Source organism: Paraburkholderia sp. MM5482-R2, assembly GCF_050436125.1.
GTDB lineage: Bacteria > Pseudomonadota > Gammaproteobacteria > Burkholderiales > Burkholderiaceae > Paraburkholderia > Paraburkholderia tuberum.
The window spans coordinates 245,970-267,725 of the sequence record NZ_JBNDLP010000003.1 but is presented as its reverse complement, the minus strand read 5'-3'; the positions used below and the strand labels follow the sequence as shown (position 1 = coordinate 267,725).

21 protein-coding genes are annotated in these 21,756 nt (G+C 64.7%); 8 read left to right on the top strand and 13 right to left on the bottom strand.

Annotated elements, in window-relative coordinates:
• Position 1 precedes the first annotated feature (1 nt).
• Positions 2–1,021, top strand: coding sequence for an MlaA family lipoprotein (locus OKW37_RS23295; protein WP_429403895.1), 1,020 nt, complete (start codon positions 2–4; stop codon positions 1,019–1,021).
• Between the two features lie 288 nt (positions 1,022–1,309).
• Here the strand turns inward: OKW37_RS23295 and OKW37_RS23290 are convergent, their stop codons facing one another.
• From OKW37_RS23290 to OKW37_RS23255, 8 genes are all read right to left on the bottom strand, one after another.
• Complete coding sequence (locus tag OKW37_RS23290) at positions 1,310–1,786, bottom strand: DUF3828 domain-containing protein (protein ID WP_184052756.1); 477 nt, start codon at positions 1,784–1,786, stop codon at positions 1,310–1,312.
• 1,037 nt (positions 1,787–2,823) lie between these two features.
• On the bottom strand, positions 2,824–3,582 hold the full coding sequence (locus tag OKW37_RS23285) for a phosphorylase (protein WP_429403894.1): 759 nt from the start codon (positions 3,580–3,582) through the stop codon (positions 2,824–2,826).
• Between the two features lie 3 nt (positions 3,583–3,585).
• Positions 3,586–5,664: a squalene--hopene cyclase gene (gene shc / locus OKW37_RS23280; RefSeq protein ID WP_429403893.1), complete on the bottom strand. Its 2,079-nt coding sequence runs from the start codon at positions 5,662–5,664 to the stop codon at positions 3,586–3,588.
• Positions 5,661–6,929, bottom strand: a complete 1,269-nt coding sequence (gene hpnE / locus OKW37_RS23275) for a hydroxysqualene dehydroxylase HpnE (protein WP_429403892.1) — start codon at positions 6,927–6,929, stop codon at positions 5,661–5,663. The genes shc and hpnE overlap by 4 nt, the downstream gene beginning before the upstream one ends.
• A 4-nt stretch (positions 6,930–6,933) precedes the next feature.
• Positions 6,934–7,782: a presqualene diphosphate synthase HpnD gene (gene hpnD, locus OKW37_RS23270; RefSeq protein ID WP_429403891.1), complete on the bottom strand. Its 849-nt coding sequence runs from the start codon at positions 7,780–7,782 to the stop codon at positions 6,934–6,936.
• A gap of 233 nt (positions 7,783–8,015) precedes the next feature.
• Positions 8,016–8,966 (bottom strand): sensor domain-containing diguanylate cyclase, encoded by a 951-nt coding sequence (locus OKW37_RS23265; RefSeq protein ID WP_184057708.1) that lies wholly within the window; start codon positions 8,964–8,966, stop codon positions 8,016–8,018.
• Positions 8,963–9,586 carry a chemotaxis protein CheC gene (locus OKW37_RS23260; protein ID WP_184031036.1) on the bottom strand — a complete coding sequence of 208 codons (624 nt, stop codon included), beginning with the start codon at positions 9,584–9,586 and terminating at the stop codon, positions 8,963–8,965. The genes OKW37_RS23265 and OKW37_RS23260 overlap by 4 nt, the downstream gene beginning before the upstream one ends.
• The gene (locus OKW37_RS23255; RefSeq protein ID WP_090808122.1) at positions 9,579–9,944 is read right to left on the bottom strand and encodes a response regulator; all 366 of its coding nucleotides are present in this window, start codon (positions 9,942–9,944) and stop codon (positions 9,579–9,581) included. The genes OKW37_RS23260 and OKW37_RS23255 overlap by 8 nt, the downstream gene beginning before the upstream one ends.
• Positions 9,945–10,550: 606 nt before the next feature.
• Between OKW37_RS23255 and OKW37_RS23250 the strand changes: the two genes are divergently transcribed.
• Both OKW37_RS23250 and OKW37_RS23245 read left to right on the top strand, forming a co-directional pair.
• The gene (locus OKW37_RS23250) at positions 10,551–12,845 is read left to right on the top strand and encodes a response regulator (RefSeq protein WP_429403890.1); all 2,295 of its coding nucleotides are present in this window, start codon (positions 10,551–10,553) and stop codon (positions 12,843–12,845) included.
• Between the two features lie 235 nt (positions 12,846–13,080).
• On the top strand, positions 13,081–14,250 hold the full coding sequence (locus OKW37_RS23245; protein ID WP_429403889.1) for a hypothetical protein: 1,170 nt from the start codon (positions 13,081–13,083) through the stop codon (positions 14,248–14,250).
• 104 nt (positions 14,251–14,354) lie between these two features.
• Here the strand turns inward: OKW37_RS23245 and OKW37_RS23240 are convergent, their stop codons facing one another.
• Positions 14,355–14,909: an NADPH-dependent FMN reductase gene (locus tag OKW37_RS23240; RefSeq protein ID WP_090808128.1), complete on the bottom strand. Its 555-nt coding sequence runs from the start codon at positions 14,907–14,909 to the stop codon at positions 14,355–14,357.
• A gap of 291 nt (positions 14,910–15,200) precedes the next feature.
• Between OKW37_RS23240 and OKW37_RS23235 the strand changes: the two genes are divergently transcribed.
• Complete coding sequence (locus OKW37_RS23235) at positions 15,201–15,416, top strand: hypothetical protein (protein WP_013092833.1); 216 nt, start codon at positions 15,201–15,203, stop codon at positions 15,414–15,416.
• 153 nt (positions 15,417–15,569) lie between these two features.
• Here OKW37_RS23235 and OKW37_RS23230 read toward each other — a convergent pair whose 3' ends face one another.
• Positions 15,570–15,704: a hypothetical protein gene (locus tag OKW37_RS23230; RefSeq protein ID WP_018424013.1), complete on the bottom strand. Its 135-nt coding sequence runs from the start codon at positions 15,702–15,704 to the stop codon at positions 15,570–15,572.
• 465 nt (positions 15,705–16,169) lie between these two features.
• Here OKW37_RS23230 and OKW37_RS23225 point away from each other — a divergent pair, with 465 nt between their 5' ends.
• Both OKW37_RS23225 and OKW37_RS23220 read left to right on the top strand, forming a co-directional pair.
• Positions 16,170–16,778 (top strand): RNA polymerase factor sigma-70, encoded by a 609-nt coding sequence (locus OKW37_RS23225; RefSeq protein WP_184057700.1) that lies wholly within the window; start codon positions 16,170–16,172, stop codon positions 16,776–16,778.
• A complete protein-coding gene (locus OKW37_RS23220; RefSeq protein WP_429333146.1) occupies positions 16,759–16,971 on the top strand; it encodes a zf-HC2 domain-containing protein in 213 nt (70 codons plus the stop codon). Before OKW37_RS23225 ends, OKW37_RS23220 begins: the two co-directional genes overlap by 20 nt.
• A 24-nt stretch (positions 16,972–16,995) precedes the next feature.
• Here the strand turns inward: OKW37_RS23220 and OKW37_RS23215 are convergent, their stop codons facing one another.
• On the bottom strand, positions 16,996–17,310 hold the full coding sequence (locus OKW37_RS23215) for a DUF1272 domain-containing protein (RefSeq protein WP_429403888.1): 315 nt from the start codon (positions 17,308–17,310) through the stop codon (positions 16,996–16,998).
• 40 nt (positions 17,311–17,350) lie between these two features.
• Positions 17,351–18,727 carry a gluconate:H+ symporter gene (locus tag OKW37_RS23210; RefSeq protein ID WP_429403887.1) on the bottom strand — a complete coding sequence of 459 codons (1,377 nt, stop codon included), beginning with the start codon at positions 18,725–18,727 and terminating at the stop codon, positions 17,351–17,353.
• 248 nt (positions 18,728–18,975) lie between these two features.
• Between OKW37_RS23210 and OKW37_RS23205 the strand changes: the two genes are divergently transcribed.
• Complete coding sequence (locus OKW37_RS23205; RefSeq protein WP_429403886.1) at positions 18,976–19,959, top strand: sulfonate ABC transporter substrate-binding protein; 984 nt, start codon at positions 18,976–18,978, stop codon at positions 19,957–19,959.
• 54 nt (positions 19,960–20,013) lie between these two features.
• Here the strand turns inward: OKW37_RS23205 and arsC are convergent, their stop codons facing one another.
• Positions 20,014–20,373 carry an arsenate reductase (glutaredoxin) gene (gene arsC / locus OKW37_RS23200; RefSeq protein WP_184057692.1) on the bottom strand — a complete coding sequence of 120 codons (360 nt, stop codon included), beginning with the start codon at positions 20,371–20,373 and terminating at the stop codon, positions 20,014–20,016.
• A gap of 719 nt (positions 20,374–21,092) precedes the next feature.
• Between arsC and parA the strand changes: the two genes are divergently transcribed.
• Entirely contained in the window at positions 21,093–21,755 is a 663-nt protein-coding gene (parA, locus tag OKW37_RS23195) for a ParA family partition ATPase (protein ID WP_013092840.1), read from the top strand.
• The last annotated feature ends 1 nt before the right edge of the window (position 21,756 follow it).

Below are 21,756 nucleotides of genomic sequence, written 5' to 3'. Positions count from 1 at the left end.
CATGAAGCTGCGTAACACCGCGCTGGCGCTCACCGCCGCGGGTCTCATTTCCGGCTGCGCGACCGCTCCGGATCGCAAGCCGGGCGATCCGTTCGAGCCGGTGAACCGGGTGATCTTCAATTTCAATGACGGCGTCGATCGCTATATCGCGGTGCCGGTCGCGAAGGGCTACCAGAAAGTGACGCCGCAGCCGCTGCGCACCGCCGTCAGCAATTTCTTCTCGAACCTCGGCGACCTCACCAACGCCGCAAACGCGCTGCTGCAACTGAAGATCACCGATGCGACCGAAGACATCATGCGCTTCGCGTTCAACTCGGTGTTTGGCATTGGCGGCCTGCTCGACTGGGCGACGCCGGCCGGTCTGCCCAAGCATCATCAGGACTTCGGTCTGACGCTCGGGCATTGGGGCATTCCGTCGGGTCCGTATCTGGTGCTGCCGCTGTTCGGGCCGAGCACGGTGCGCGACAGCATGGGGCTCGTCGTCGATGTGAAGTTCAATCCGCTGAACTATATCGAACCCGCGACCCGCAATCCGCTGTACGTGCTGCAGTTCGTGAGCACACGTGCGGATCTGCTCGGCGCGACCAGCCTTCTGGAGCAGGCTGCGCTCGACAAGTACTCGTTCGTTCGTGATGCCTATGTGCAGCAGCGCCTCGCGCGTCTGCGCGGCACGAGCAATAACCCTCCGCCGCTGCCGAACTACGACGATAACGGCAATACGAGCCCGGCTGCTGCCCCTGCGGCAGGCGCGCCGGCGGGCGGCCTGCCGAATTACTCCGATCCGGGCGATGTGGGCGAGACGCCCAATGGCGCTTCGGGAGCGGGCGGCGCGGCCAAGGGCGCGACCGGCGCGCTGCCGAATTACAACGATCCGGGTGAGTCCTCGCCGGCGCCCAATGGGGCTTCCGGTGGAGCGACCAACGCGCCCAGCGGGGATCTGCCGAACTACACCGATCCGGGTGACAGTGGCGCGGGCGCTACGCCAGCCGTGCCTGCTGAGCCGGCGTCGGCCCCGCAATAGCGCTCCAGGGGATCTGGGAACCGGCCGCCGGGCCGGCCGCCGTGCCCTGGCGCTTCAGTCCAGCGCTACAAGGCACAGCGGGGCGCCCTGGATGGGCGCCCCACGCTGAAGTACAGCCAGACGTCACCCTTCCTCGACGGCCCTGACGGGTGCCGTTTGCGGTACCGGCTTGGAGTTCGCGCGATAGTGAGCGAACTGCTCGTCCGCGGAACGGATACTCGTGCGGCCATGCAGCGCCGACGGAAAAAGCCCGCTCGACAGCGGGCGGGCAGGTTGGGAACGTATTCCCTAATCCATCGGGTCATACTGGTGGAATCCCTGATAGCCGGTTGTGTCCTCTACCTTGGTTATCCGCCAATGCCCGTTTTCCTTTGCGACGAACACGACGAGATTCTGTTTTTCCGTTAACCCGAACGTCACTGGAATTACCGCCGTCCCGCCGAGCGCGATTGCCGGATGCAAAGTCATCGTTGTGAGCCATATTTGCGGATCGAGGTCTTGCACCCGCGTGAAGTAGTCCGCACCGCCCGGCAAGCGTTTGTGGCGATAGTCGTCCCGCAGATTATCGACCGTCGGTTTTGCCACATAGTTGTAAATGTGGCTATCCGTCAGTTGATAAACGCTGCCCTCCCGCTGCAAATACCAAGTGTAAAACGCCTTCACTGCGGCTTCTGGTGTATCCGGAGTCGCTGCGGTGGTTACACCCGGCTCGAGTACCAACGCAAGAGCCAGTGAGGCAAAAACGCGCAAAAGAAATTTACTCATTGTCAGTCGTGCCGGAATATTTTGTATGCAGGTTTCATGGTTCGATAGGCCTGACCCCGATAAAACCCATGCAATTGTCGAAAATCCGATATCCATATCTGGCCGTCAAACATCGCCATGTGGCCGTATGGATGACCCGTAATGGCCTGAATAACTACCACGTCGCCGCGCTGCGGAGTGCCATCCACCTCGTGAAACCCCGCTCCCACGAGCGAGAGCCGTAATCTTTCGCGTACGCCGTATGCGTAATCCGCAGTCCTCCCGCTTCAATCGCACGCCTGGTGTACTCCGCGCATCGGCTCTGGCTCGATAGCCTAGCGTTAGCTTGCAGGTATCGTACCGCGCCGGTTTTGTACCATGCCATTTTTATCAGGCTCCTTAAGAAGAGGAGCCTGATAATTATCGCCACTCGATGCAAGTCAATTATTAATACGGAATGTGACAAGAATTTACAATAGATTCACCATTTTTATTGTGGAGGATGCCATCACAAAATAAAAACGGGCATTCATCGGCTAGAATTTTCTCTTTTTAACCGGTGGACATTGTGAGCAATAACCGGTATTCATTCGGCCGCCTGGTGCTACCCGAGGACAGGCTGCCGTGCTTGACACCAATATCTGGGACCGCCGTGCAGGCGGACCTGGTGCCGCTGACCCTACGCATGCGGGCAGAAGACGTGCGACTCGGAACATGGGACACCAAAGCCATTGAATCAGCGAACGCGCCGCCTCACTACAATTGATCGCCTCGGATTGGTCGTTCCACAGACCATGCTGGCATTCATCCATCGCCATCCGGAAGTGCTGACAAATAGGCCAGCGCGCCGGCACTACGCCTGTCTGGCGCTCCATCGAGCGGAATTGGTATGAATTGGATCGTCGATAAAGTGGCGCTTCTGCTCGCCGCGATCGCCTGTCGCCTAAGGGACCTGGGCGAAGACTCGAGTCGCCGCTCCAGGGGTGAGTCCCGCACACGCTAGCGACTTGCTGCCGGCCCCAGACGCAGTCGGGATGGCTAACCGCCATCCCCGTCGCTCAACTGCTGACGCCCGCGATCCGCAGCGCGCCGCCCTTCCCCAAGGCCTCCCGCGCCTCGACCAGCGTAGTCCGCGCGGCGCGCGCATCGCCGGCGAGGCGCAGCAGCGCGCCGAGTTGCGACGGCTGCCGCAGCAATTCGCGCAGAATTGGCCCGAGGGCGGTGCTGCCGTCGTCGCGCAAACCAGCGGTCGCGGCCGGCGGCAGCGTGCGCCAGGCCGGATCGACGATCGCGCGACACACGGCGAACGGCAGACCGTGCGCGGCAGCGGTCGCGCCAGCGATGTGCGATTCCATATCCACCGCGAGCGCGCCGGTCGATCCGTGCAGCGCGCGTTTGTCTTCGGCGGTGATCAGCGGCGCGGCGACCGCCGCCATCGCGCCACGGCGCAGACGTCCCGCGAGCCCTTCGGCCGTCCTGACGTTGGTCACGGCGGCGGCAATCCGCTCCGCCCATTGCCGATCCGTGTCGATACGCCCGAACGGCCCATGCACGGCATCCGCGACGATCAGCGCGCCCGGCTGCAGATCCGGCGCGAGCCCACCCGCCGTGCCGAAACTGACGATCCCCGCCGCGCCGCGAGCGACCGCGGCGTTCAGCGCGCGCTCGAGCAGATCGGCGCGCGCCGCGTACACGACTTCGACGCGCTCGCTGCCGTCGCCGCGCGCGATGCGCGCCTCGAACGCCATGCCCGTCACGACGATCACCGGCAAGCTGCTAGCGCCCGTCCCCACGGACGGCGTCATCGACACGGACATCCGTCACATCCCGACCGTGACGCGCGTGAGCCTATTGCGCTTCAGATGACGGAAGCGCGCGAGCGCCCACAGCGGGAAGAACTTGCGATAGCCGTGGTAGCGCAGATAAAACACGCGCGGAAAGCCGGTCGCGGTAAAGCGCGTTTCGTCCCACAGCCCATGCTCGCGTTGCTCACGCTGCAGATAGTCGATACCGCGCGCCACCGCCTCGTGATCAACCTCCCCCGCCGCCATCAGTCCGAGCAGCGCCCAGGCTGTCTGCGACGCGGTGCTCGGCGCACGCTCGTAGCCGCGATAGTCGAGCTTGTAGCTCTCGCCGCCCTCGCCCCAGCCGCCGTCGTCGTTCTGGATCGACACGAGCCATTGCACCGCGCGCCGCATGCGCGGGTCGTCGTGTGGCATGCCGGCCGCGTTCAGCGAGCACAGCGCGGTCCATGTGCCGTAGATGTAGTTCAGGCCCCAGCGGCCGTACCAGCTGCCGTCCGACTCCTGCTCCTGCAGCATGTAGTCGAACGCGCGCCGCGCCGGCTCGCTGCTTTGCGGCAGCTCGCCGATCTGCGCGAACATCGACAGACAGCGGCCCGACACGTCCGCGGTCGGCGGATCGAGCAGCGCGCCGTGGTCCGAGAACGGAATGTTGTTCAGGTAGTACTGCGTGTTTTCCGGTTCGAACGCGCCCCAGCCGCCGTCGCTGCTTTGCATGCCGACCACCCATTCGCGCGCGCGGGCAATTGCTTCGCGATCCACATCGGATTGCGTGAGCGCCGCCGAGCGATGCATCGCCATCGCGACCACCGCGGTATCGTCGACATCCGGGAAATGCGCGTTGTTGTACTGGAACGCCCAGCCGCCCGGCCGCACGTTGGGGCGGCGCGAAATCCAGTCGCCGCGCACGTCGAGAATCTGCAGCGGACGCAGCCACGCAAGCCCGCGTTCGGCCGCCTGTTCGGCGCGCGCTTCGCCGGTTTCGAGCAAAGCGTGCGCGGCGAGCGACGTATCCCACACCGGCGACAGACACGGCTGGCAATAAGCTTCGTCGTCCTTGATGAGGAGCAGCTTGTCGAGAGATTTGCGAGCGATCGCGCGATGCGGATGATCGGCCGGATAGCCGAGCACGTCGTACATCATCACCGAATTGGCCATCGCCGGGAAAATCGCGCCGAGGCCGTCCTCGCCGTTCAGCCGTTCGTCGACGAACGCGACCGCCGCGCGGATCGCGCGCTCGCGGGTCGCCTTCGGCAACAGGCCGTCGACCGCGCGCAGCACCGAATCGACACAACGGAACAGGCCGAACCAGCCCGCGTGCTGATGCGGTGCGCGCTCGTTCATGCCGGTGTTCACCGGCGCGCCGCGGAACAGTTCGTCGATGCGCACCTTGCGCGGATTACGCGCGAGCGGCCGCTTCGCGTTGAGCACCAGCAGCGGCACGATCACCGTGCGCGCCCAGTACGACACCTTCGACAGATGGAACGGGAACCACACCGGCAGCAGCATGATCTCGACCGGCATCATCGGCACCGCGCGCCACGACACCACGCCAAAGAGGGCGAGCAGGATTCGCGTGAACACGTTCACGTGTTCCGCGCCGCCGTGCGCGAGGATCGCGTCGCGCGCGCGCACCATGTGCTCGGCATCGACCGGGTCGCCGATCATCTTCAGCGCGAAGTACGCCTTCACGCTCGCGCTGATGTCGAGCGCGCCGTCGGTGAAGAGCGGCCAGCCGCCGTCCGGCAACTGGATGCGGCGCAGATAACGCGCGATCTTCTGTTCGAGTTCGAGGTTCGGCGTTTCGCCGAGATAGTGGACCAGCAACACGTATTCGGCCGGAATCGTCGCGTCGGCTTCGAGTTCGTAGACCCAATGGCCGTCCGGTTGCTGCGCGGCCAGGATCGCATCGGTCGCGCGCGTGATCGATGCGTCGAGCGCGCTCGCGCCCTGCTCGGGCGCCGGCGTTGCGGTTGCCAATGCGTCCGCCACGGCGGGCGCGTTGGCAACCACGGCAGCTTCGGCCAGGTCCGGCGCCGCATCGGCGGCTTCGGGCAGCGCCGCGTCGAGCGGCTGGGTGTGAGATAAGTCGTTCATCTGCGTTCCATCGGTTGATTCAGCAGCGTATCCGCGGCCTTCCGGCCGGAGCGGACCGCGCCTTCGAGCATCGCGGGCAGGCCGGTGGCCGTCCAGTCGCCCGCGAGCAGCAAATTGTTCCAGCGAGTGCGCGTACCCGCCCGCAATGTCTCCTGCGCGGGCAGCGCGGCAAACGTCGCGCGCGATTCCATCACCACCTGCCAGCGCGGCAGCGGCGCGGCCGGCAGATTGACCACCTGCGCGACCTCGGCCCAGACGGTCGCCGCCAACACGTCATGTGGCGTGTCGAAGAGCCGCTCGGCGCCGTTGAGCGTCACCGACAGGCGGTCGTCGAACGCAAACAGCCATTCGGCCGTTCCGTTCAGCAGCGCGGTGATCTGCGGCAGGCCGAACGGCGGCTCGACCGCGAAATGCACGTTGAGCACGGCCGCGAAACGCGTCGGCGCGCGCAGGCCCGGCACGAGAGCCACCGCGGCTTCGGGCGGCAGCGCGAGAATCACCGCCTCGTTCGCGCCGAGCGCGATGCTCTCATCGTCGAAATGCAGCGCCTGCACACGGGCCGGGTCGGCCGCGAACGTGATGTCGCGCAGACGCGAACCGAGCCGGATCGTCGCGCCGCCATGTTGCAGCAGACGCAGCGCCGGATCGACGAACGCGCTGCCAAGACCATTACGCGCGACCAGCGGCCGGCACGCGAGCCCGCCCGCGAGCAGCGTTTCGCGCACGAGCGCGCCGGTCAGTTCGGCCGAGGCGTCGCGCGGCTCCAGATTCAGCAGCACATGCAGCAGCGGCCGCAGCAGCCGTTCCCACAGCGGACCGTGACAGCGCATCGTCTGCGCGACGCTGCGGCCCGGTTTCGCAAACAGCAGCGGCACGAGCGACAGGTAATCGGTCGGGCCCGTGTTCGGCACGCGCGCGTGCGCATCGAAAATCCACCACGGCAAACTCCCCGGCGACAGACGCACGCTCCAGCGCGAACGCGTGGCCAGATCGACGAACGGATACTCGGGCTGCGTGGGGCCGACCAGTTCGTCGGCGGCGCCGATCGCGCGCACGTAGTTGAGCGTCGCGGCATTGGCCGACAGCACGATGTGATTGCCGCTGTCGAGCGTCGCACCAAGCTTCGCGTCGTAGTACGAACGGCAGCGGCCGCCCGCGTGATCCTGCGCTTCGTGCAGCACGACCCGCGCGCCGCGCCGCTGCAGTTGCACGGCGGCGGCGAGCCCGGCCACGCCCGCGCCGACCACGTGGACGAGCTTCGGCATCAGCTCAGAAAAGCGCGTAACGCGCGACGATCCACAGCAGGCGCAGCTTCGGCTTGCGGACCTTCGTGCGCGGAACGTCGAAGCCGCGCTCCAGCGCGCGCTCGAGCAGCACGCGATAGACGCCCGACATGATGCGCGGCGCGCGCACCTGAGCGCGCGGCTCGTGATCCATGATCGCGTCGGACTCGGCGAAGTGCTGCTTCGCGCGCTCGGCGAGCGTCGCGCAGACGCGCGGCAGCGTCGGATCGTCAGCGATCTGCCGCGGGTCCGTGGCCGCGATGCCTTCGCGCGCGAGCAGCTCGCGCGGTAGATAGCAGCGGTTGATGACGGCGTCTTCGTCGATATCGCGCAGGATGTTGGTGAGCTGCAGCGCGCGGCCGAGATGGTGCGCGAGCAGCCGGCCCGGCTCGTCACGCATCCCGAATATCCTCACCGACAGACGGCCGGCCGCGCTCGCGACGCGGTCGCAATAGAGGTCGAGCGTGGCGTCGTCGGGCGCGCAGATGTCGGCGGCGGCATCCATCGCCATGCCGTCGATCATTGCGTGAAAATCCTCGCGTTGCAGATGAAACGTGTGAATGTGCCGCGTCAGCGCGCGCAGCGACGCGCGCGGCTGGCCGGCGTAGCAAGCGTCGATGTCGGCGCGCCATTGGTCGAGCCCGGCCGCGCGCTCGGCGCGCGGCCGGTCGCTGTCGGCGATGTCGTCGACGGCGCGGCAGAAGGCGTAGACCTGGTACATCGCATCGCGCTGCGCCGCCGGCAAGATGCGCATCGCAAGATAAAACGAGCTGCCGGACGTGGCGGCAGCGGCGTCGGTTTCAGTATCGTCCACGACAAGATTGGAAACAGCCAAGACGATCTCCGCTGGAGGCGCCCGCTGAAAGGCGTTCAAAGAGGTTTTTATGCCGACCCGCAGGGCAGTGGGCCCGCGCGCGCGGACACGCGCGAAACATCCGGCTGGGCGGCCGGAAACGGCGAAAAGTATAGCAATCTTTGCCGGTGACCGCAGTTTCGCCGGTCAATAGAGGGACGGGAAGGAAGGCCGCCGGGCGCGGCGGCCTCGACTGCGCCGCCCCCGCTAGCGAATCAGGCTCCCGCGAGCCGGAACGCGACCGCGCAGTTGCGGCCCTGACGCTTTGCGCTATAGAGCGCCGCGTCGGCCTCGTTGATCAGCACGTCGTAGGCGGGCACGCCGGCGCGCGCCGTCGCGCCGCCGAGGCTCGCCGTGACCGGCACGCTGGTGCCGATCAGCTCCACCGGCGTTTCCTCGATCACGCGACGGATCTTCTCGGCCACCAGCATCGCGTCGTCGAGCGGCGTGCACGGCAGCAGCAGCGCGAACTCTTCGCCGCCGAAGCGCCCGAACGTGTCCTGTGCGCGCACCACGCCGGCGACGCGCTGCGCCATCACACGCAGCACCGTATCGCCGACGCCATGACCGAACTGGTCGTTGATCTTCTTGAAGTGATCGAGGTCGAACAGCAACATCGACATCTCGCCGCCGTAGCGCTGCCAGCGCGTGAACTCGTCGCGCAGCCGCGTTTCGAAAAAGCGCCGGTTCGCGATGCCGGTCAGTCCGTCGCGATTCGCGTACTCCTGCAGCTTCGCAACTGCCTCCTCGCGTTCGCGCTGCACGATGCTCACGTGCGTCACGTCGGAGATCGTCACGCACACGGCCACCACCTCACGACCGCGCATCAGCGGCATGAACGTGCAGTCCTGCTGCATGAAGTCGACCCCACCGGTGATCGGCCGGTCGTGATCGAACTTGAACAGATACGGGCGCTGCTCCCACGAGCTGAACGCAAAGCTGCCGAGCTGAAACACGCTCTCGATCTTGCGCGACAGCCACACGCGCGGCAGCTCCGGAAAGTTCTGGTAGATCGAGTGGCCGACCACCTGCTCCGCCGACAGGCCGCTATGGTCCTGCATGAAGCGATTCCACATCAGCACCTTCAGTTCACGGTCGAGCACGAAGATGCCAAAACCGACCCGCTCGACCACGAGGTCGCTCAACGATTCCACGGAGACGTTCATATACTGGACAGCAGCGCATCGAGCGCTTCGTTCATGTGACGGATTGATTCTTCGGCCATCAGCATCACCAGATGCGCGCGAAAACTCTGATGTTCGAGCGCGAAATTCACTTCGACGAGCAGCGCCACCTGCCATTGCAGCACGCCGGGCTGGAACACTTCGTCGAGCGTCAGCGTGTCGCCGAGCATGCCCGGCGCAGAAAACACCGGCGTGCGGCCGAGCTGGTCGAGTATCGACGACACGCACGCGCCGGACAGCAGGTTCGCGACGTCGAGCATCAGTTCGCGCTCGCCGACCTCCTCGTAGCTCGAACGCGCGTACGGGTCGCGGACGAGCGAACACAGCTGCGCGATGCTGTCGCTGCGACAGATCACCAGCACCTCGCCCTTGATGTCCGAGCGAAAGCCCTGACGCACCGCGCTGACCGTGTCGTCAATATGGGTCATCTCGCGCAGCGTGCGCGCCGCGTCGCTCACCGCGACCATCCGCACGCGCGGCACCGACAGTTCGATGAACGAATCGAGCAGGCCCGCTAGCCGCGTCGCGGCCCGGCCCATCGCGAGATTGGCGATTTCCTGTAGCGCGTCGCGCTGGTCTTCGGTGAAGGCGGGCTCAGACATACAAGCCGTACTCCTTGAGGATGGGCAGGACCGCCTCCGGCGTCACCGGCTTGGCGATGAACGCGATCGCGCCGAGCTCGCGCACGCGCTGCTGGGCGAGCGGCTGCACGTCGGCGGAAACGACGATCACGAAGGTGTTGAGGTCCTCGTGCTGCAACGCTTCGAGGACCTGGTAGCCGGTCATGTCCGGCATCGTCAGGTCGAGGAACATCACCGATGCCTTGCCCTCGCGATACAGCGTGAGCGCCTCGTGCCCGTTCGTCGCGTAGGACACGTCGACTGCCCAGTCGGGCGGCAGTGCCTTCGTGAGCAACTTGCGGGCGAGCAGCGAATCGTCGGCGATCACAATGGGGAGCATGGCAACGGCGGGTCGGGCGGTTTGGGCGGGTCGGATAAAGGAATCGGCTGGTTCGTCTGCGCGCTTTCCGCGCCTGGTTGTGTGCGTATTTCGTTCGTCACGACAGCGGAGGGTGGCACACCTTCGCGTGATGCCGACCAATGCGCGACCAGGTACAGTGGCGCCTGTCGAATTGCGATTGCCTTTGGCGAGAGGGGGTGCGAATGCGGCAGGACGCGTTTGGCGAACCTTGACGATCCGGCGCACAGAGGTGGCAACGGCCCTTTTTATCGTGACGAGGATTGTCGAAGTAAAGTCGCGCAAAAGCAACTCGCCAGAATCGCTGACGGTAACGATCTGTTTCTCTGCTAGGCGAATTTCAGAAATAGATCTATCGTCGGGGCGGACATTTTTTTATCTTTATCCTTTTGTGTACGTTTGCGCTTCCCGATTCGTCGCTGTTTTAAAGCCGCTCTTAAAGAACGGCCGGCACGGCGGACGCCCATCTCCAACGCGTTGCGGCAAATTATTCCGTGCTGCGTCTATGCTTGTTCTGAAGGCGGCATGGTGCCGGCAACGGCCCGATACGGGGCTGCCACATCCGAACGACTTTTCGCGTCAACGACAATGACATCAGACCGGGTCGACTCCGCCCGCGCGGGCCGTCTTTCGCGTCGTCCTGCCCGCGAGCAGGACGACGCGTCGTTTCCCACCGTGCCGGAACAGAATTTCCAGGTGCGTCGCATCACGCTGATCGCGCTGCTGGTCGCGGCGATCGTGCTGCCGTTCGTCTACGTCGCGGCGATGGCATTCGCCGATCTGCGCTCGCGCGAGGCCGACGCGACCGATCTGGCGCTGCGCACGGTGCGGGTCGCCGAAGAACACGCGTTGAAGGTGTTCGACATGAACGAGACGCTGAACTCGCGCATCGTCGAACTGACCGACGGCCTCGACGACGACGGCATTCGCGCGCGCGAACACACGATTCACGACAAGTTGCGCACGATGGGCGGCGGCTATCCGCAGGTAGCCTCGGTGTCGATCTTCGGCCAGCAGGGCGCGCTGCTCGTGAGCAGCCGCCTGTATCCGTCGCCGGAAAATTCGGTCGGCCAGCGCGACGATTTCGTCGGCATCCGCGACGGCAACGTGCTGGAACGCGTGTCGAAAGTGATGACGGGACATGTGAGCGGCGAGCAGGTGTTCAACATGGGCGTCGAGCGCCAGGCGCCCAATGGCTCGTTCGCGGGCGTCGTGTCGATCGCGCTGCGGCCCAGCTATTTCGACGCGTTCTATCGCGAGTTGCTCGGCAGCAGCGACTCTACGCCGATCATCATGAGCCTCGTGCGCACCGACGGCGCGGTGCTCGCGCATTACCCGCGCGGCCCACGCGAGCCGACCGCGCTCGCGTCCGATTCGCCGTTCGCCGAAGCGGTCAGGCAGGGGCAGCGCTCCGGCGTCGTGCGGATGCGCTCGAGCTTCGCCGGCGGCAACCTGATCGTCGCCTTCCGGCACGTCGGCTCGTATCCGGTCTACGTGCTGTGCGGCTATCGCACGTCGGCGATCTGGGCCGCCTGGTACAAGCACCTGAGCGTGCTGGTCCTGTCGATGTTCACGCCGTCGATCGCGCTGTGGTGCGTGATCTGGCTGTCGCTGCGCCGCCTCGGCGCCGAAGAGGAAGCGTGGCAGCGTTGGCAGGCCGAGGCATCGATGCGCCGCTCGATCGAATCCGCGTACCGCCAGTCGCGCAAGATGGAAGCGCTCGGCAGGCTGGTCGGCAGCGTCGCGCACGACTTCAACAACCTGCTGATGATCCTGTCGGCCAACGTGCAGATCGTGCGACGGCGCGGCGTCGGCGAACTGGAGCGCGAACTGTCGGCGATGGAGCGCGCGCTGAAGAGCGGCCAGTCGCTGACGCGGCAGCTGCTCGGCGTCGCGCGCAAGCAGCCGCTGCGCACCGAGACGCTGTCGCTCGAACGCTGGCTGCCGTCGTGCCGCGAACTGCTGCGCGCGTCGCTCGGCGCGAAGGTGTCGCTCGTGATCAATAGCGGCGTCGATACCTGGCCGGTGCGCGTCGACGTCGCCGAGCTCGAGCTCGCGCTGATCAACGTCGCGGTCAATGCGCGCGATGCGATGGCCAACGGCGGGCGCTTCACGGTGCGCGCGAGCAATGTCGTGTTCCGTCACGAGGACGGCTTTCCGCTGACCGGCGAGTTCGTGCAACTGTCGCTCGAGGACACCGGCGCCGGCATGGCGCCCGACGTGCTCGCGCGCGCGTTCGAGCCGCTTTTCACGACCAAGCCCAAAGGCATGGGCACGGGACTCGGGTTGCCGCAGGTCTTCGCGTTCTGCGAGGGCTCGGGCGGGCTCGCGGCAATCGACAGCGCGATCGGCGCGGGCACCTCGGTGCGGCTCTATCTGCCGCGCGCGTCGACCGAGCCGCACACGGCCGGGCCTGCAGAAGCGCTAGCGACCGAAAGCGGCGTGCCACAGGGCCTGCGCGTGCTGCTCGTCGAGGACAACGAAGAAGTCGCGGCCGGCACCGAGGCGCTGCTGCAGATGATGGGTCATCAGGTCACCTGCGTGTTCAACGCCGACACGGGCCTGCGTGTACTCGACGACGCCCGCGCGAAGCGCGCGAGCACCGGCGAGCCGCTGCCGTTCGATCTGGTGCTGTCGGACATCCACATGCCCGGCAAGATGAACGGCATCGATCTGGCCGAAGCGGTGCTCAGGTTCGACCCACAGCTGCCGGTCATCCTCGTCACCGGCTACGCGGAAGAGCTCGACCGCGCGCGGCACGCGAACGTGCGCGTGCTGTCCAAGCCGTTCGATATCGGACTGCTGGAGCAACTGCTCGAAACGATCCAGCACGGCGCCGTGCAAACGAGCAACGATGCCGCCACGCATCCGGCCGATACCTGATGTCCGCGCCGTGCCGGCGTCATTTACCGGGCCTTGTAAAAAGCGCGGCGCTGACACGCCGCGCTTTTTTCATCGTGAGCCCGCGTCATGCGTAGCACGCCGGGCAGCGCGGCTGGGCATGGGACGCGGCGGCGCCGCGCGGCGGTGCGGGGCATGAAGGTTGCTTGCCTGCACACGGCAAGGGGACGACGCCGCGAGCGTCGCCCTTTCCAGCAGAACATGTCGGGAGACAACCATGCAACATACCGTGATTGGTTTATTCGACACTTACATGCAGGCCGAAACCGCCCGCGACACGCTCGTGCAAACCGGCTTTGCGCGCGAGAAGATCGAGTTGCAGGCGAACGCCGAACCTTCGGTTGGCTCGGCCACCAGCGAAGTCGCCAACGCGGGCGTGCTCGCGAATATCGAGCGCTTTCTCGCCAGCCTGTTCTCGACCGGGCCGCGCCCATCGGACACCGCGCGTTATGCCGAGGCGATGCGGCGCGGCGCGGTGCTCGTGTGCGTCCACGCGGCAAGCGAGTCGCATGCGGAGCTGGCGCGCAATACGCTCGTGCGGCTCGGCGCGACGGATATCGGCGACCGCCCGCCCGAGGCGGACACGCCGGCCGCCACCGACCGCGACCACTCGATACTCGATGAGCTGGGCATCGGCGCGGTGATGCCGGGAACGCCGCGCACGTCGAGCGTAACGACCGAGGCGGTTGCGACGCCCGGGATGCGCGACACCACTGCGACACCGGGTGCGGCGGGCGTGAGTTCGAGCAGCGGCGCAGCGGGTGCGGCGGCCATGACCGAATCGACCGGAATCGCCGGCGCGACGGGCGCCACTTCGGCGACCGGTACGACCGCACCCGACACCATGCCCCCTCCCGGCACCCCGCGCCCTGATCCGCTGACCGCCATGCCACCGGCGGACATCGGCGCCGCCGCCAAGCCGTTCGCGCCGCCGCCGATCAGCGAACGGCCGATGAGCGATCCGGTCAACGAACCCATCGTCGATCCGCTCGCCGGCGATGCGGGACGCCGCGCGATCGCCGCCGGCTCGGTACCGGGTTCGGGCGCGGTGATGCAGCCGTCCGACATCGTCCCAGAAGGCGGGCAGCCGGGCACCGGTCCCGGCGCGCAGATGCCGAACGAATATCTGGAGTACGAAGAAGATTTCCGCGCTCACTACGACGAGCAGTACGCCGCCGCGAACGCGCGCTACGAAGACTATGTGCCGGCCTATCGCTACGGCGCGGAGATCGCTCGCGACGCGCGATTCCGCAATCGTCCGTGGGATGAGATCGAGCCCCAGGCACGCCGCCATTGGGAAACCACGTCGCCGGACAGCACGTGGGAGCGCTTCAAGCTCGCGGTGCGTCACGGCTGGGAGCGGGCGACCGGCCATCACCACGTGTAGGCGATGCGCCGAGCGGCACGAGCGCGGCCGCCTTATGCGGCGCGCGCTGTGTTCGCGTTGCTTCGGCGGATGGTCGGGACGCGGTCAGCGGCGCTGAGGCTCGGCTACACCGCCCCGTGCCGCTTGATCCACGTAACGTAGCGGTCCATGAACGTCTGCAGGAACTTGCGCGTGCCGTCGTTGACGATCTCGCCCTTTTCGTTGATCACCGCTGGATCGTGCTTGATGAACACCTCGGGCTGCCCCATCGCCGCGACGTCGAGATAGGCGAGCACGTTGCGCAGATGCTGCTGAGCGAGCGCGCTACCGGTCGCACCGACCGAGGTGCCGATCACCGCGGCGGGCTTGTTGGCCCACGAGTTGGTGCCCCACGGCCGCGAGCCCCAGTCGAGCGCGTTTTTCAGCACGCCCGGTATCGAGCGGTTGTATTCGGGCGTCACGAACAGCAGACCGTCCGCGGCTTGCACGCGCTCCTTGAGCTTCTTGCCGGCTTCGGGATAGTCGGCGTCGTAGTCCTGGGAGTACAGCGGCAAGGAGCCGATATCGATGTATTCGAAGGTGAAATCGGCTGGAGCGAGGGAAATCACCGCCTGAGCCAGCTGACGATTGAACGAATCCCGCCGCAGGCTGCCGACGACCACTGCAATGTGATAGGCCATGTTCGCTTCCTCAGGTAAGGCGCTCGACGCGCAGAGAGTACGAACTGTCCATCATAGGCAAAAGCCGCGCGAAACGCCCAGGCCCTGGCGGATGTGGCCAGCTCATAGCGGATCGGGAAGGATTCTTGCGGCACCTGACGGTGGATAACCTCGCGGCTCGAAAAGTTATCCACAGATTCGCTGAATAACCTTGTGGATAAGTGGAACTTTTGCCTTGCCAATCAAGCATGCCTTCGGGCCAGGGCGATCTGAGGCAAATGGGACACCATCGACATTCTGGAGGACCGGATCATGAGTCTCGACTACGCAGGAAAATCCCACGACGAAGCGGTCGCCGCGCGCAAGAAAGCGCGGCAGCGCGCGCAGGAGCCGGCGGGCGGCGAGATGGCCGTCGACGGCGTCGAAGCCGATGCCACGCATAGCTGCGGCGAGTTGTCGGAACAAGGCAAACAGGTGTGGCGCACGGGCGCCGGACTCGATGGCGGAGGGAAGGCGCCGAGCCGCTAGGACTCGCGGGTTGTCCGTCGGCCGTGGCTAGAAGGGGCCGCTTGACGCCGCCGTATCCCCATGCAGGCCGAATGCTGAATACTGGAATATGAAAGGGCGCCGTTGCCGGCGCCCTTTTCTCATGCTTCCTTGCTGCGTATTTCGACGTGTCGATCAGTTGCCAAAAAATACGTTGCAGTACGACGCCGGGCCGTTGCAGGTCGAAGCCGGAGCGTCGGCGTGAGCGACACCCGAAGCCGCTGCGAACAGCGCGGCCGAAGCGATCAGGGCGGAGAAAATGCGTTTCATGGTGTGCGTCCTCGTTTGTGTGTGGGTTGCGCGATCTGATGCGATCGATGGCGTGAAGAATAGCGAGCGGGCCCGCGTCCACAAACAGCGAAGATGAGAAGACATTATTTTATAAATTGAAATAATCACTATTGTGCGATTGCGTTGGATTGGTGGTCGACTGCGACGCGTTGATCGGCCCGTATGGCGATCCAACAGCCCTGTCGCGCGCAGACTCGAAATATCATTTCTTGCAACAATTAATTTCCGGTGTCATAAGCGGCCGCGCCGCGCGACGAAGCTCCTCGGGCATCGATGGCCAAGGGGCATATGTTCAATACCGATTCGCTAGGGCAGGAACGTGAGGGAGAATGGCGCACGAATCCGCAAACCGTGCGAGGACGACCATCCGCTCATGAATCACGACGTTTCAGGACGACACGCGCAGCGCAGCGCGCGGCCGACAGCGCAGCGACGGAGCATGCCGTGACGCAGCCAGGCGCTCCCTCGCTGGACGATCCCATCTATCTCGCGCAATTGCGGCGTGACCTCGTGCGCTTCGCCCGTCTGCAATTGCGCGACGCCGCGGCCGCCGAGGACGCCGTGCAGGAAGCGCTGACCGCCGCGTGGACTCAGGCCACGCGTTTTGCCGCGCAGTCGGAGCACAAGACCTGGGTGTTCGGCATCCTGCGCCATAAGCTCGTCGACACGCTGCGCGCGCGCCAGCGCACGGTCAATCTGTCGGCGCTCGAAGCCGAACTCGACGGCGAGGCGCTGCTTGATCGCGAGCTCTTCAAGGACAACGGCCACTGGTCGCGCGAGACCAAACCGCGTCCGTGGCCGACACCCGAAACTGCATTGCGCCAGCAGCAATTCTGGACGCTGTTCGAGATGTGCCTCGAGCATTTGCCCGAGCACATTGGACGCGTGTTCATGATGCGGGAGTTTCTCGACCTCGACATCGCGGCGATCTGCGCGGAACTGCAGATCACCGCGAATCATTGCAGCGTGCTGATCTATCGCGCGCGGCTGCGGCTGCGCACGTGCCTGAGCGAAAAAGGCCTATCCAGCGAGGATGCGAATGGGGAAATGTAAGGACATCACGCGGCTGCTATCCGATGCGCTCGACCGCTCCCTGTCGACTGGCGAATGGCTCGCGATCCGCCTGCATCTGCCGACCTGCAGCGGGTGCCGGAACTATCGCAAACAGATCCGCCTGCTGCGGGTCGCCGCGCATGTGGCGAGCGGAGCGGCGAACGTGGACGGAGCGGTGAGCGGCGACGAGTGATTTGCCGCTTTGCCACACCGCAGTTCAGCGCTCGCCGATCGGCACGTCGCGATAGCGTTCGAAAAAGCGGGCATGCGATGCTTCATCGATGCCGACAGGACGCGCATCGGCACTCGCCGGATGTTTGGCGAGTTGCGCGCGGGTGCGAATCGGCCGATGCGCGAAATTGCCGCCGCAATTCGGACACACGTTGCACAGCCTCGTCAACGCGCAGACCTCGCAGAGCGTGCATTCGCAATTCGAGCATGACGGTGGCCCTGTTGTTGATGACGCGAGGCGCGGCTCGCTGCCTGGCGTCGCGTGAGGTTCTGCGCGCGTGTTCCGCTGTGCGCGCGTCAATACGCTGCCCAAATGGGTGAGGCTGTCGCGCGCGCCGTGCTCACGTCAACGCGCTCCACAGCACGAGCGTCAACGCGAGACCGACGACCGATACGATCGTCTGCAAGACCGACCACACCAGCACAGTCTGTTTAAGCTGGAGTCCGAAATATTCGCGGACCATCCAGAAGCCGGCGTCGTTCACATGGCAGAAGAACACCGAGCCGGCGCCGATCGCGAGCGCCATCAGCGAATTGTGCGTCGCGCCGAGGCCCGCGACGACCGGCGCGACGATGCCGGCCGTCGTCGTCGTGGCGACCGTCGCCGAGCCGGTGGCCTGACGCAGCGCGACGGCGATCAACCAGGCGAGCAAGATCAGCGGCATATGCGCCCCGACCGCGATCTTGCCGATCGTCGCGCTGATGCCCGCTGCGACGAGCGCCTGCTTCAGGCCGCCGCCCGCGCCGATCGTCAGCAACAGCGCGGCGATCGGCGGCAGGCTTTTGCGCAGAATGCCCCCGACGCGCTCGCGCGCCATGCCGCGCGACCAGCCGAGCGCGACCACCGCGAACAGCACGGTGAGGCCCAGCGCGATCAGCGGCTCGCCAAGAAAATTCAGTGTCTCGAAGAGCAACGTTTCGGGCTCGAGCAGCAGCTTCGCGACCGTGCGGCCGAGCATCAGAATGACGGGCAGCAGGATCGTGATCAGAGAGATTGCGAAGCCCGGCGGCTCGAAGCCGTTCTGCTCGGCGGTGAACAGCTTGCCCATTTCTTCAGGCTCGACGACGTGCATGCGTTTCGACAGCCAGATGCCATACAGCGGACCGGCGAGGACCACCGCGGGAAGCGCCACGATCAGGCCGAGGCCCAATGTCAAACCGAGATCGGCGTGCAACGCGCTCACCGCGATCAGCGGACCCGGATGCGGCGGCAGCAGCGCATGCAGCGTCGTCATACCGGCGAGCGCGGGAATCGCGATGCGCAGAATCGGCTGCTGCGCGCGACGCGCCATGACGAAGATGATCGGCACCATCATCACGAGGCCGACTTCGAAGAACAGCGGCAGGCCGATGAGCAGCGCGACGACGGCCATCATCCACGGCAGCGTGCGCGGGGTCGAGTGCGCGAGGATCGTCGACACGAGCCGGTCGGCGGCGCCCGATTCGGCCATCAACGCACCGAGCATCGCGCCCAGCGCAATGATGATGCCGACGTCGCCGAGCAACGCGCCGGCGCCTTTGCTGAACGCGCTCGCGACTGCTTCGAGCGGCAGGCCGGCCGTGAAGCCCGCCGCGAAGGTGCCGACCAGGATCGACAGGAACGGCGCGAGCTTGAGCACGCCGATGAAGATGATGATCAGTGCTAGTCCAAGCGCGCACGACAGGATCAGTTGGGTGTCGTGGGCGGCCCACGGTGTCAGTGTTGTCGTTACAGGCACGGCAGCTTTTTTTCCTCTCTTCGTTTGCAGTCGATCGATGCAGCCGCGAGCTGATGGTCGCGGGCGCTTGTTTTGCCGGTCGATTGTAGCGGGAGGGGATAGGTTGGGCTTTGGGCAATGCTTCGCGACTGCCGCATGATTTGCTTATGCGAATTTATCGGTTCGTCCAGGCTCGCAGACGAATTATCGTCGGAGCCAATCGGACCATCTTTTGGCGTCCGTTAAATTCTTTTTCGACGAGTATTCTCATGTCCCGTGATCCGCTGCTGACGCGCCGTACGTTTCTGGCCGGCGTAGGCGCGACGCTGGCCGCCGCCGCGTTGCCGGTCTTCTCCGCCGCCGCATTTGCCGCCGATGAACATGCAAAAGAACTTCGCATCGGATATCAGAAAGCCGCAAGCACCCTGGTATTGCTGAAGGCGCACGGCACGCTCGAAAAGCGGCTTGCGCCACTTGGCATCACGGTCAAATGGACCGAGTTTCCGGCTGGGCCGCAATTGCTGGAAGGGCTGAACGTCGGCGCGATCGATTTCGGCTATGTGGGCGAAGCGCCGCCCGTGTTCGCGCAGGCCGCGGGTGCCAATTTCGTCTACACGGCGTATGAAATTCCGACGCCGCACGCCGAAGGCATCCTCGTGCATCCGGACGCGCCAATCAAAACCTTGGCCGATTTGAAGGGAAAGAAGATTGCGCTGAACAAGGGCTCGGATGTGCACTGGTTTCTCGTCGCCGCGTTGCAGAAGAACGGCGTGAAGTTCAGCGAGATCCAACCCGTGTATCTGCCGCCCGCCGATGCACGCGCGGCCTTCGAGCGCGGTGCGGTCGATGCGTGGGCGATCTGGGATCCGTTCCTCGAAGCCGCCAGGCGGCAAACGAACGCGCGGCAGCTCGCCGATGCCGAGGGTATCGTGAGTCACCACCAGTTCTTTCTGAGCGCGCGGCCCTTCGCGCAACAGAACGGCGACGTCCTTGCGATCGTGATCGATGAAGTCGGCAAGGAAGGGGAGTGGGTACGCGGCCATTACAGCGAGGCCGCCGCCAGACTCGCGCCGATTCAAGGGCTCGACGCGAGCGTGATCGAATCAGGCTTGCGGCATTACGCGCATATCTACAAGCCCGTCGACGCGAACGTGCTTGCGGAACAACAGCGCATCGCGGATACGTTCACCGAACTGCATCTGATTCCGACGAAGATCGTGACCAAGGATGCCGCGCTGTCCGGCAAAGCCTAGCGCAGCAGTTCGAGTCCGCATTGCCCACATCGTTTTACTTCGACGGTCGCGCGATCAGGCGAAAAGCGCGGCGACATTTTCCGGCGGGCGGCCGATGACAGCCCGTCCGTTTCTGACGACGATCGGTCGTTGCAACAGAATCGGATGCTTCGCCAATGCGTCATAGAGCTGGGCGTTCGTCAGCGACGTGTCGGCAAGATTGAGCTCTTTATATTCGACCTCGGTGTCGCGGATCATTTCGCGGACGGGACAGCCGAGTTGAGCATTGAGCTTCTCAAGCTCTGCGACGGTGAGTGGCTTCTTCAGATATTCGACGATTTCCGTCGCTTCGTTTGCGGAGTTGTAGGTGTTCGCGACGAGTTCGCAGGTGGTGCGAGATTTGGAGCAGCGCGGGTTGTGGTAGATGGTGATCATGGCTGGATTCGGGGCTTACGCCGTTGAAGGCTGTGACGGTTAGAAGGGTTCGGGAATTTTAGCGGGTGACTTGATGACGTGGCGCGGGATGACTGCGCGGCATCCGCGTTGTTTGAACCATCGGCGAGCGGGTCGGTTTATGCGCATAAACCGACGCTGCCTTCGAGGCGAGTGGGAACCGTTTAATGCTGGCACCCTGAGTTCTAGTCGCACCTGAGATTTGCTCGCGCGGGCGCGATTCAAACGACAACCTATATCCCCCGCTGATGAGGCGCCGGATGCACGTTACTTGCCGCCATGTCTGGGGAGAATCGGCATCGGACGAATTCATGACGAACGGTCCCTCCGGGCCAATTGGCACGCGAACTTTATGCGCATAAAGTCTGGCACCTCTCACCCCTTTGGTCGCTCAGATGCATGCGCTCCTTTTCTCTGCACATCAGCCCGAGAATCGCGAACAGTCACCGACGACTGTGCACGCAGTGCGCGAGCACTCGTTACTTTCCCTTTGCCGCCGCCGGACAGCGATCAGCAACGCTTAAGCCCCAGTCCACGCTTGCTCTGATATCCCGCAAGACCCCCGGCACACGTCCGATGCCTCTTTATGCGCATAAACCCTTTGCCGAATGGCCAATTTCCGAACTGCGCTTACGCAAATCATTTGAAATAGCACTTCAACCAGGTAAAATCCATTTGCGTCTAAAAAGAGGAGGTGAAATTTGGCGGCAGAAATCATCGCGGTAACACAGCAGAAAGGCGGGGTCGGGAAGAGCACCATCGCGATGCATCTCGGCGCTGCATTTCACGAGAAAGGCAAACGCGTTCTCGTCGTCGACGCGGATGGCCAAAACACTCTGATTCACTGGGCCAGTGCTGCCTCCGACGGCGACATCGGTATTCCATTCGCCGTCGTCAACCTGTCCGAAGCAGGCAGCCAGATCCATCGCGAGATCAAGAAGTTCGTGGCTGACTACGACATCATCGTCGTCGACTGCCCGCCCTCCATCACCGAAAAAGTCTCGGGCGTCGTTCTGCTCGCGGCGAGCGTCGCGGTAATCCCAACTTCCTCGTCCCCTGCCGATTACTGGTCGAGCATCGGCCTCGTCAAGCTGGTCCAGCAAGCGCAGGTCATGAACGAAGACCTGCGAGCCGTGTTCCTGCTCAACAAGACTGAAGAGAAACGGATGCTGACGCGCGAACTGAAGCGCGCGCTCGAAGAACTCGGCTTCCCTCTCCTCAAGACCCAGATTCCCACGCGCGAAGCCTACAAGCAGGCAATGGCGTTAGGGCAAACGGTGCTTCAGATGAACGACCGCGGCGCGAAGCTCGCCGCGCTCGAAGTACGGGCGTGCGCCAACGAGATCGCCGCCTTGCTCCCATGAA

What these genes read in the sequence shown, in the direction of transcription:
- OKW37_RS23220 (WP_429333146.1), top strand. Translation starts at nt 16,759, where the DNA reads ATGCGAATGGGGAAATGTAAGGACATCACGCGGCTGCTATCCGATGCG.
- OKW37_RS23265 (WP_184057708.1), bottom strand. Translation starts at nt 8,966, where the DNA reads ATGAACGTCTCCGTGGAATCGTTGAGCGACCTCGTGGTCGAGCGGGTC.
- OKW37_RS23240 (WP_090808128.1), bottom strand. Translation starts at nt 14,909, where the DNA reads ATGGCCTATCACATTGCAGTGGTCGTCGGCAGCCTGCGGCGGGATTCG.
- OKW37_RS23290 (WP_184052756.1), bottom strand. Translation starts at nt 1,786, where the DNA reads ATGAGTAAATTTCTTTTGCGCGTTTTTGCCTCACTGGCTCTTGCGTTG.
- OKW37_RS23295 (WP_429403895.1), top strand. Translation starts at nt 2, where the DNA reads ATGAAGCTGCGTAACACCGCGCTGGCGCTCACCGCCGCGGGTCTCATT.
- hpnE (WP_429403892.1), bottom strand. Translation starts at nt 6,929, where the DNA reads ATGCCGAAGCTCGTCCACGTGGTCGGCGCGGGCGTGGCCGGGCTCGCC.
- shc (WP_429403893.1), bottom strand. Translation starts at nt 5,664, where the DNA reads ATGAACGACTTATCTCACACCCAGCCGCTCGACGCGGCGCTGCCCGAA.
- arsC (WP_184057692.1), bottom strand. Translation starts at nt 20,373, where the DNA reads ATGATCACCATCTACCACAACCCGCGCTGCTCCAAATCTCGCACCACC.
- OKW37_RS23235 (WP_013092833.1), top strand. Translation starts at nt 15,201, where the DNA reads ATGAGTCTCGACTACGCAGGAAAATCCCACGACGAAGCGGTCGCCGCG.
- OKW37_RS23205 (WP_429403886.1), top strand. Translation starts at nt 18,976, where the DNA reads ATGTCCCGTGATCCGCTGCTGACGCGCCGTACGTTTCTGGCCGGCGTA.
- OKW37_RS23260 (WP_184031036.1), bottom strand. Translation starts at nt 9,586, where the DNA reads ATGTCTGAGCCCGCCTTCACCGAAGACCAGCGCGACGCGCTACAGGAA.
- OKW37_RS23230 (WP_018424013.1), bottom strand. Translation starts at nt 15,704, where the DNA reads ATGAAACGCATTTTCTCCGCCCTGATCGCTTCGGCCGCGCTGTTCGCA.
- OKW37_RS23285 (WP_429403894.1), bottom strand. Translation starts at nt 3,582, where the DNA reads ATGTCCGTGTCGATGACGCCGTCCGTGGGGACGGGCGCTAGCAGCTTG.
- OKW37_RS23250 (WP_429403890.1), top strand. Translation starts at nt 10,551, where the DNA reads ATGACATCAGACCGGGTCGACTCCGCCCGCGCGGGCCGTCTTTCGCGT.
- OKW37_RS23255 (WP_090808122.1), bottom strand. Translation starts at nt 9,944, where the DNA reads ATGCTCCCCATTGTGATCGCCGACGATTCGCTGCTCGCCCGCAAGTTG.
- OKW37_RS23245 (WP_429403889.1), top strand. Translation starts at nt 13,081, where the DNA reads ATGCAACATACCGTGATTGGTTTATTCGACACTTACATGCAGGCCGAA.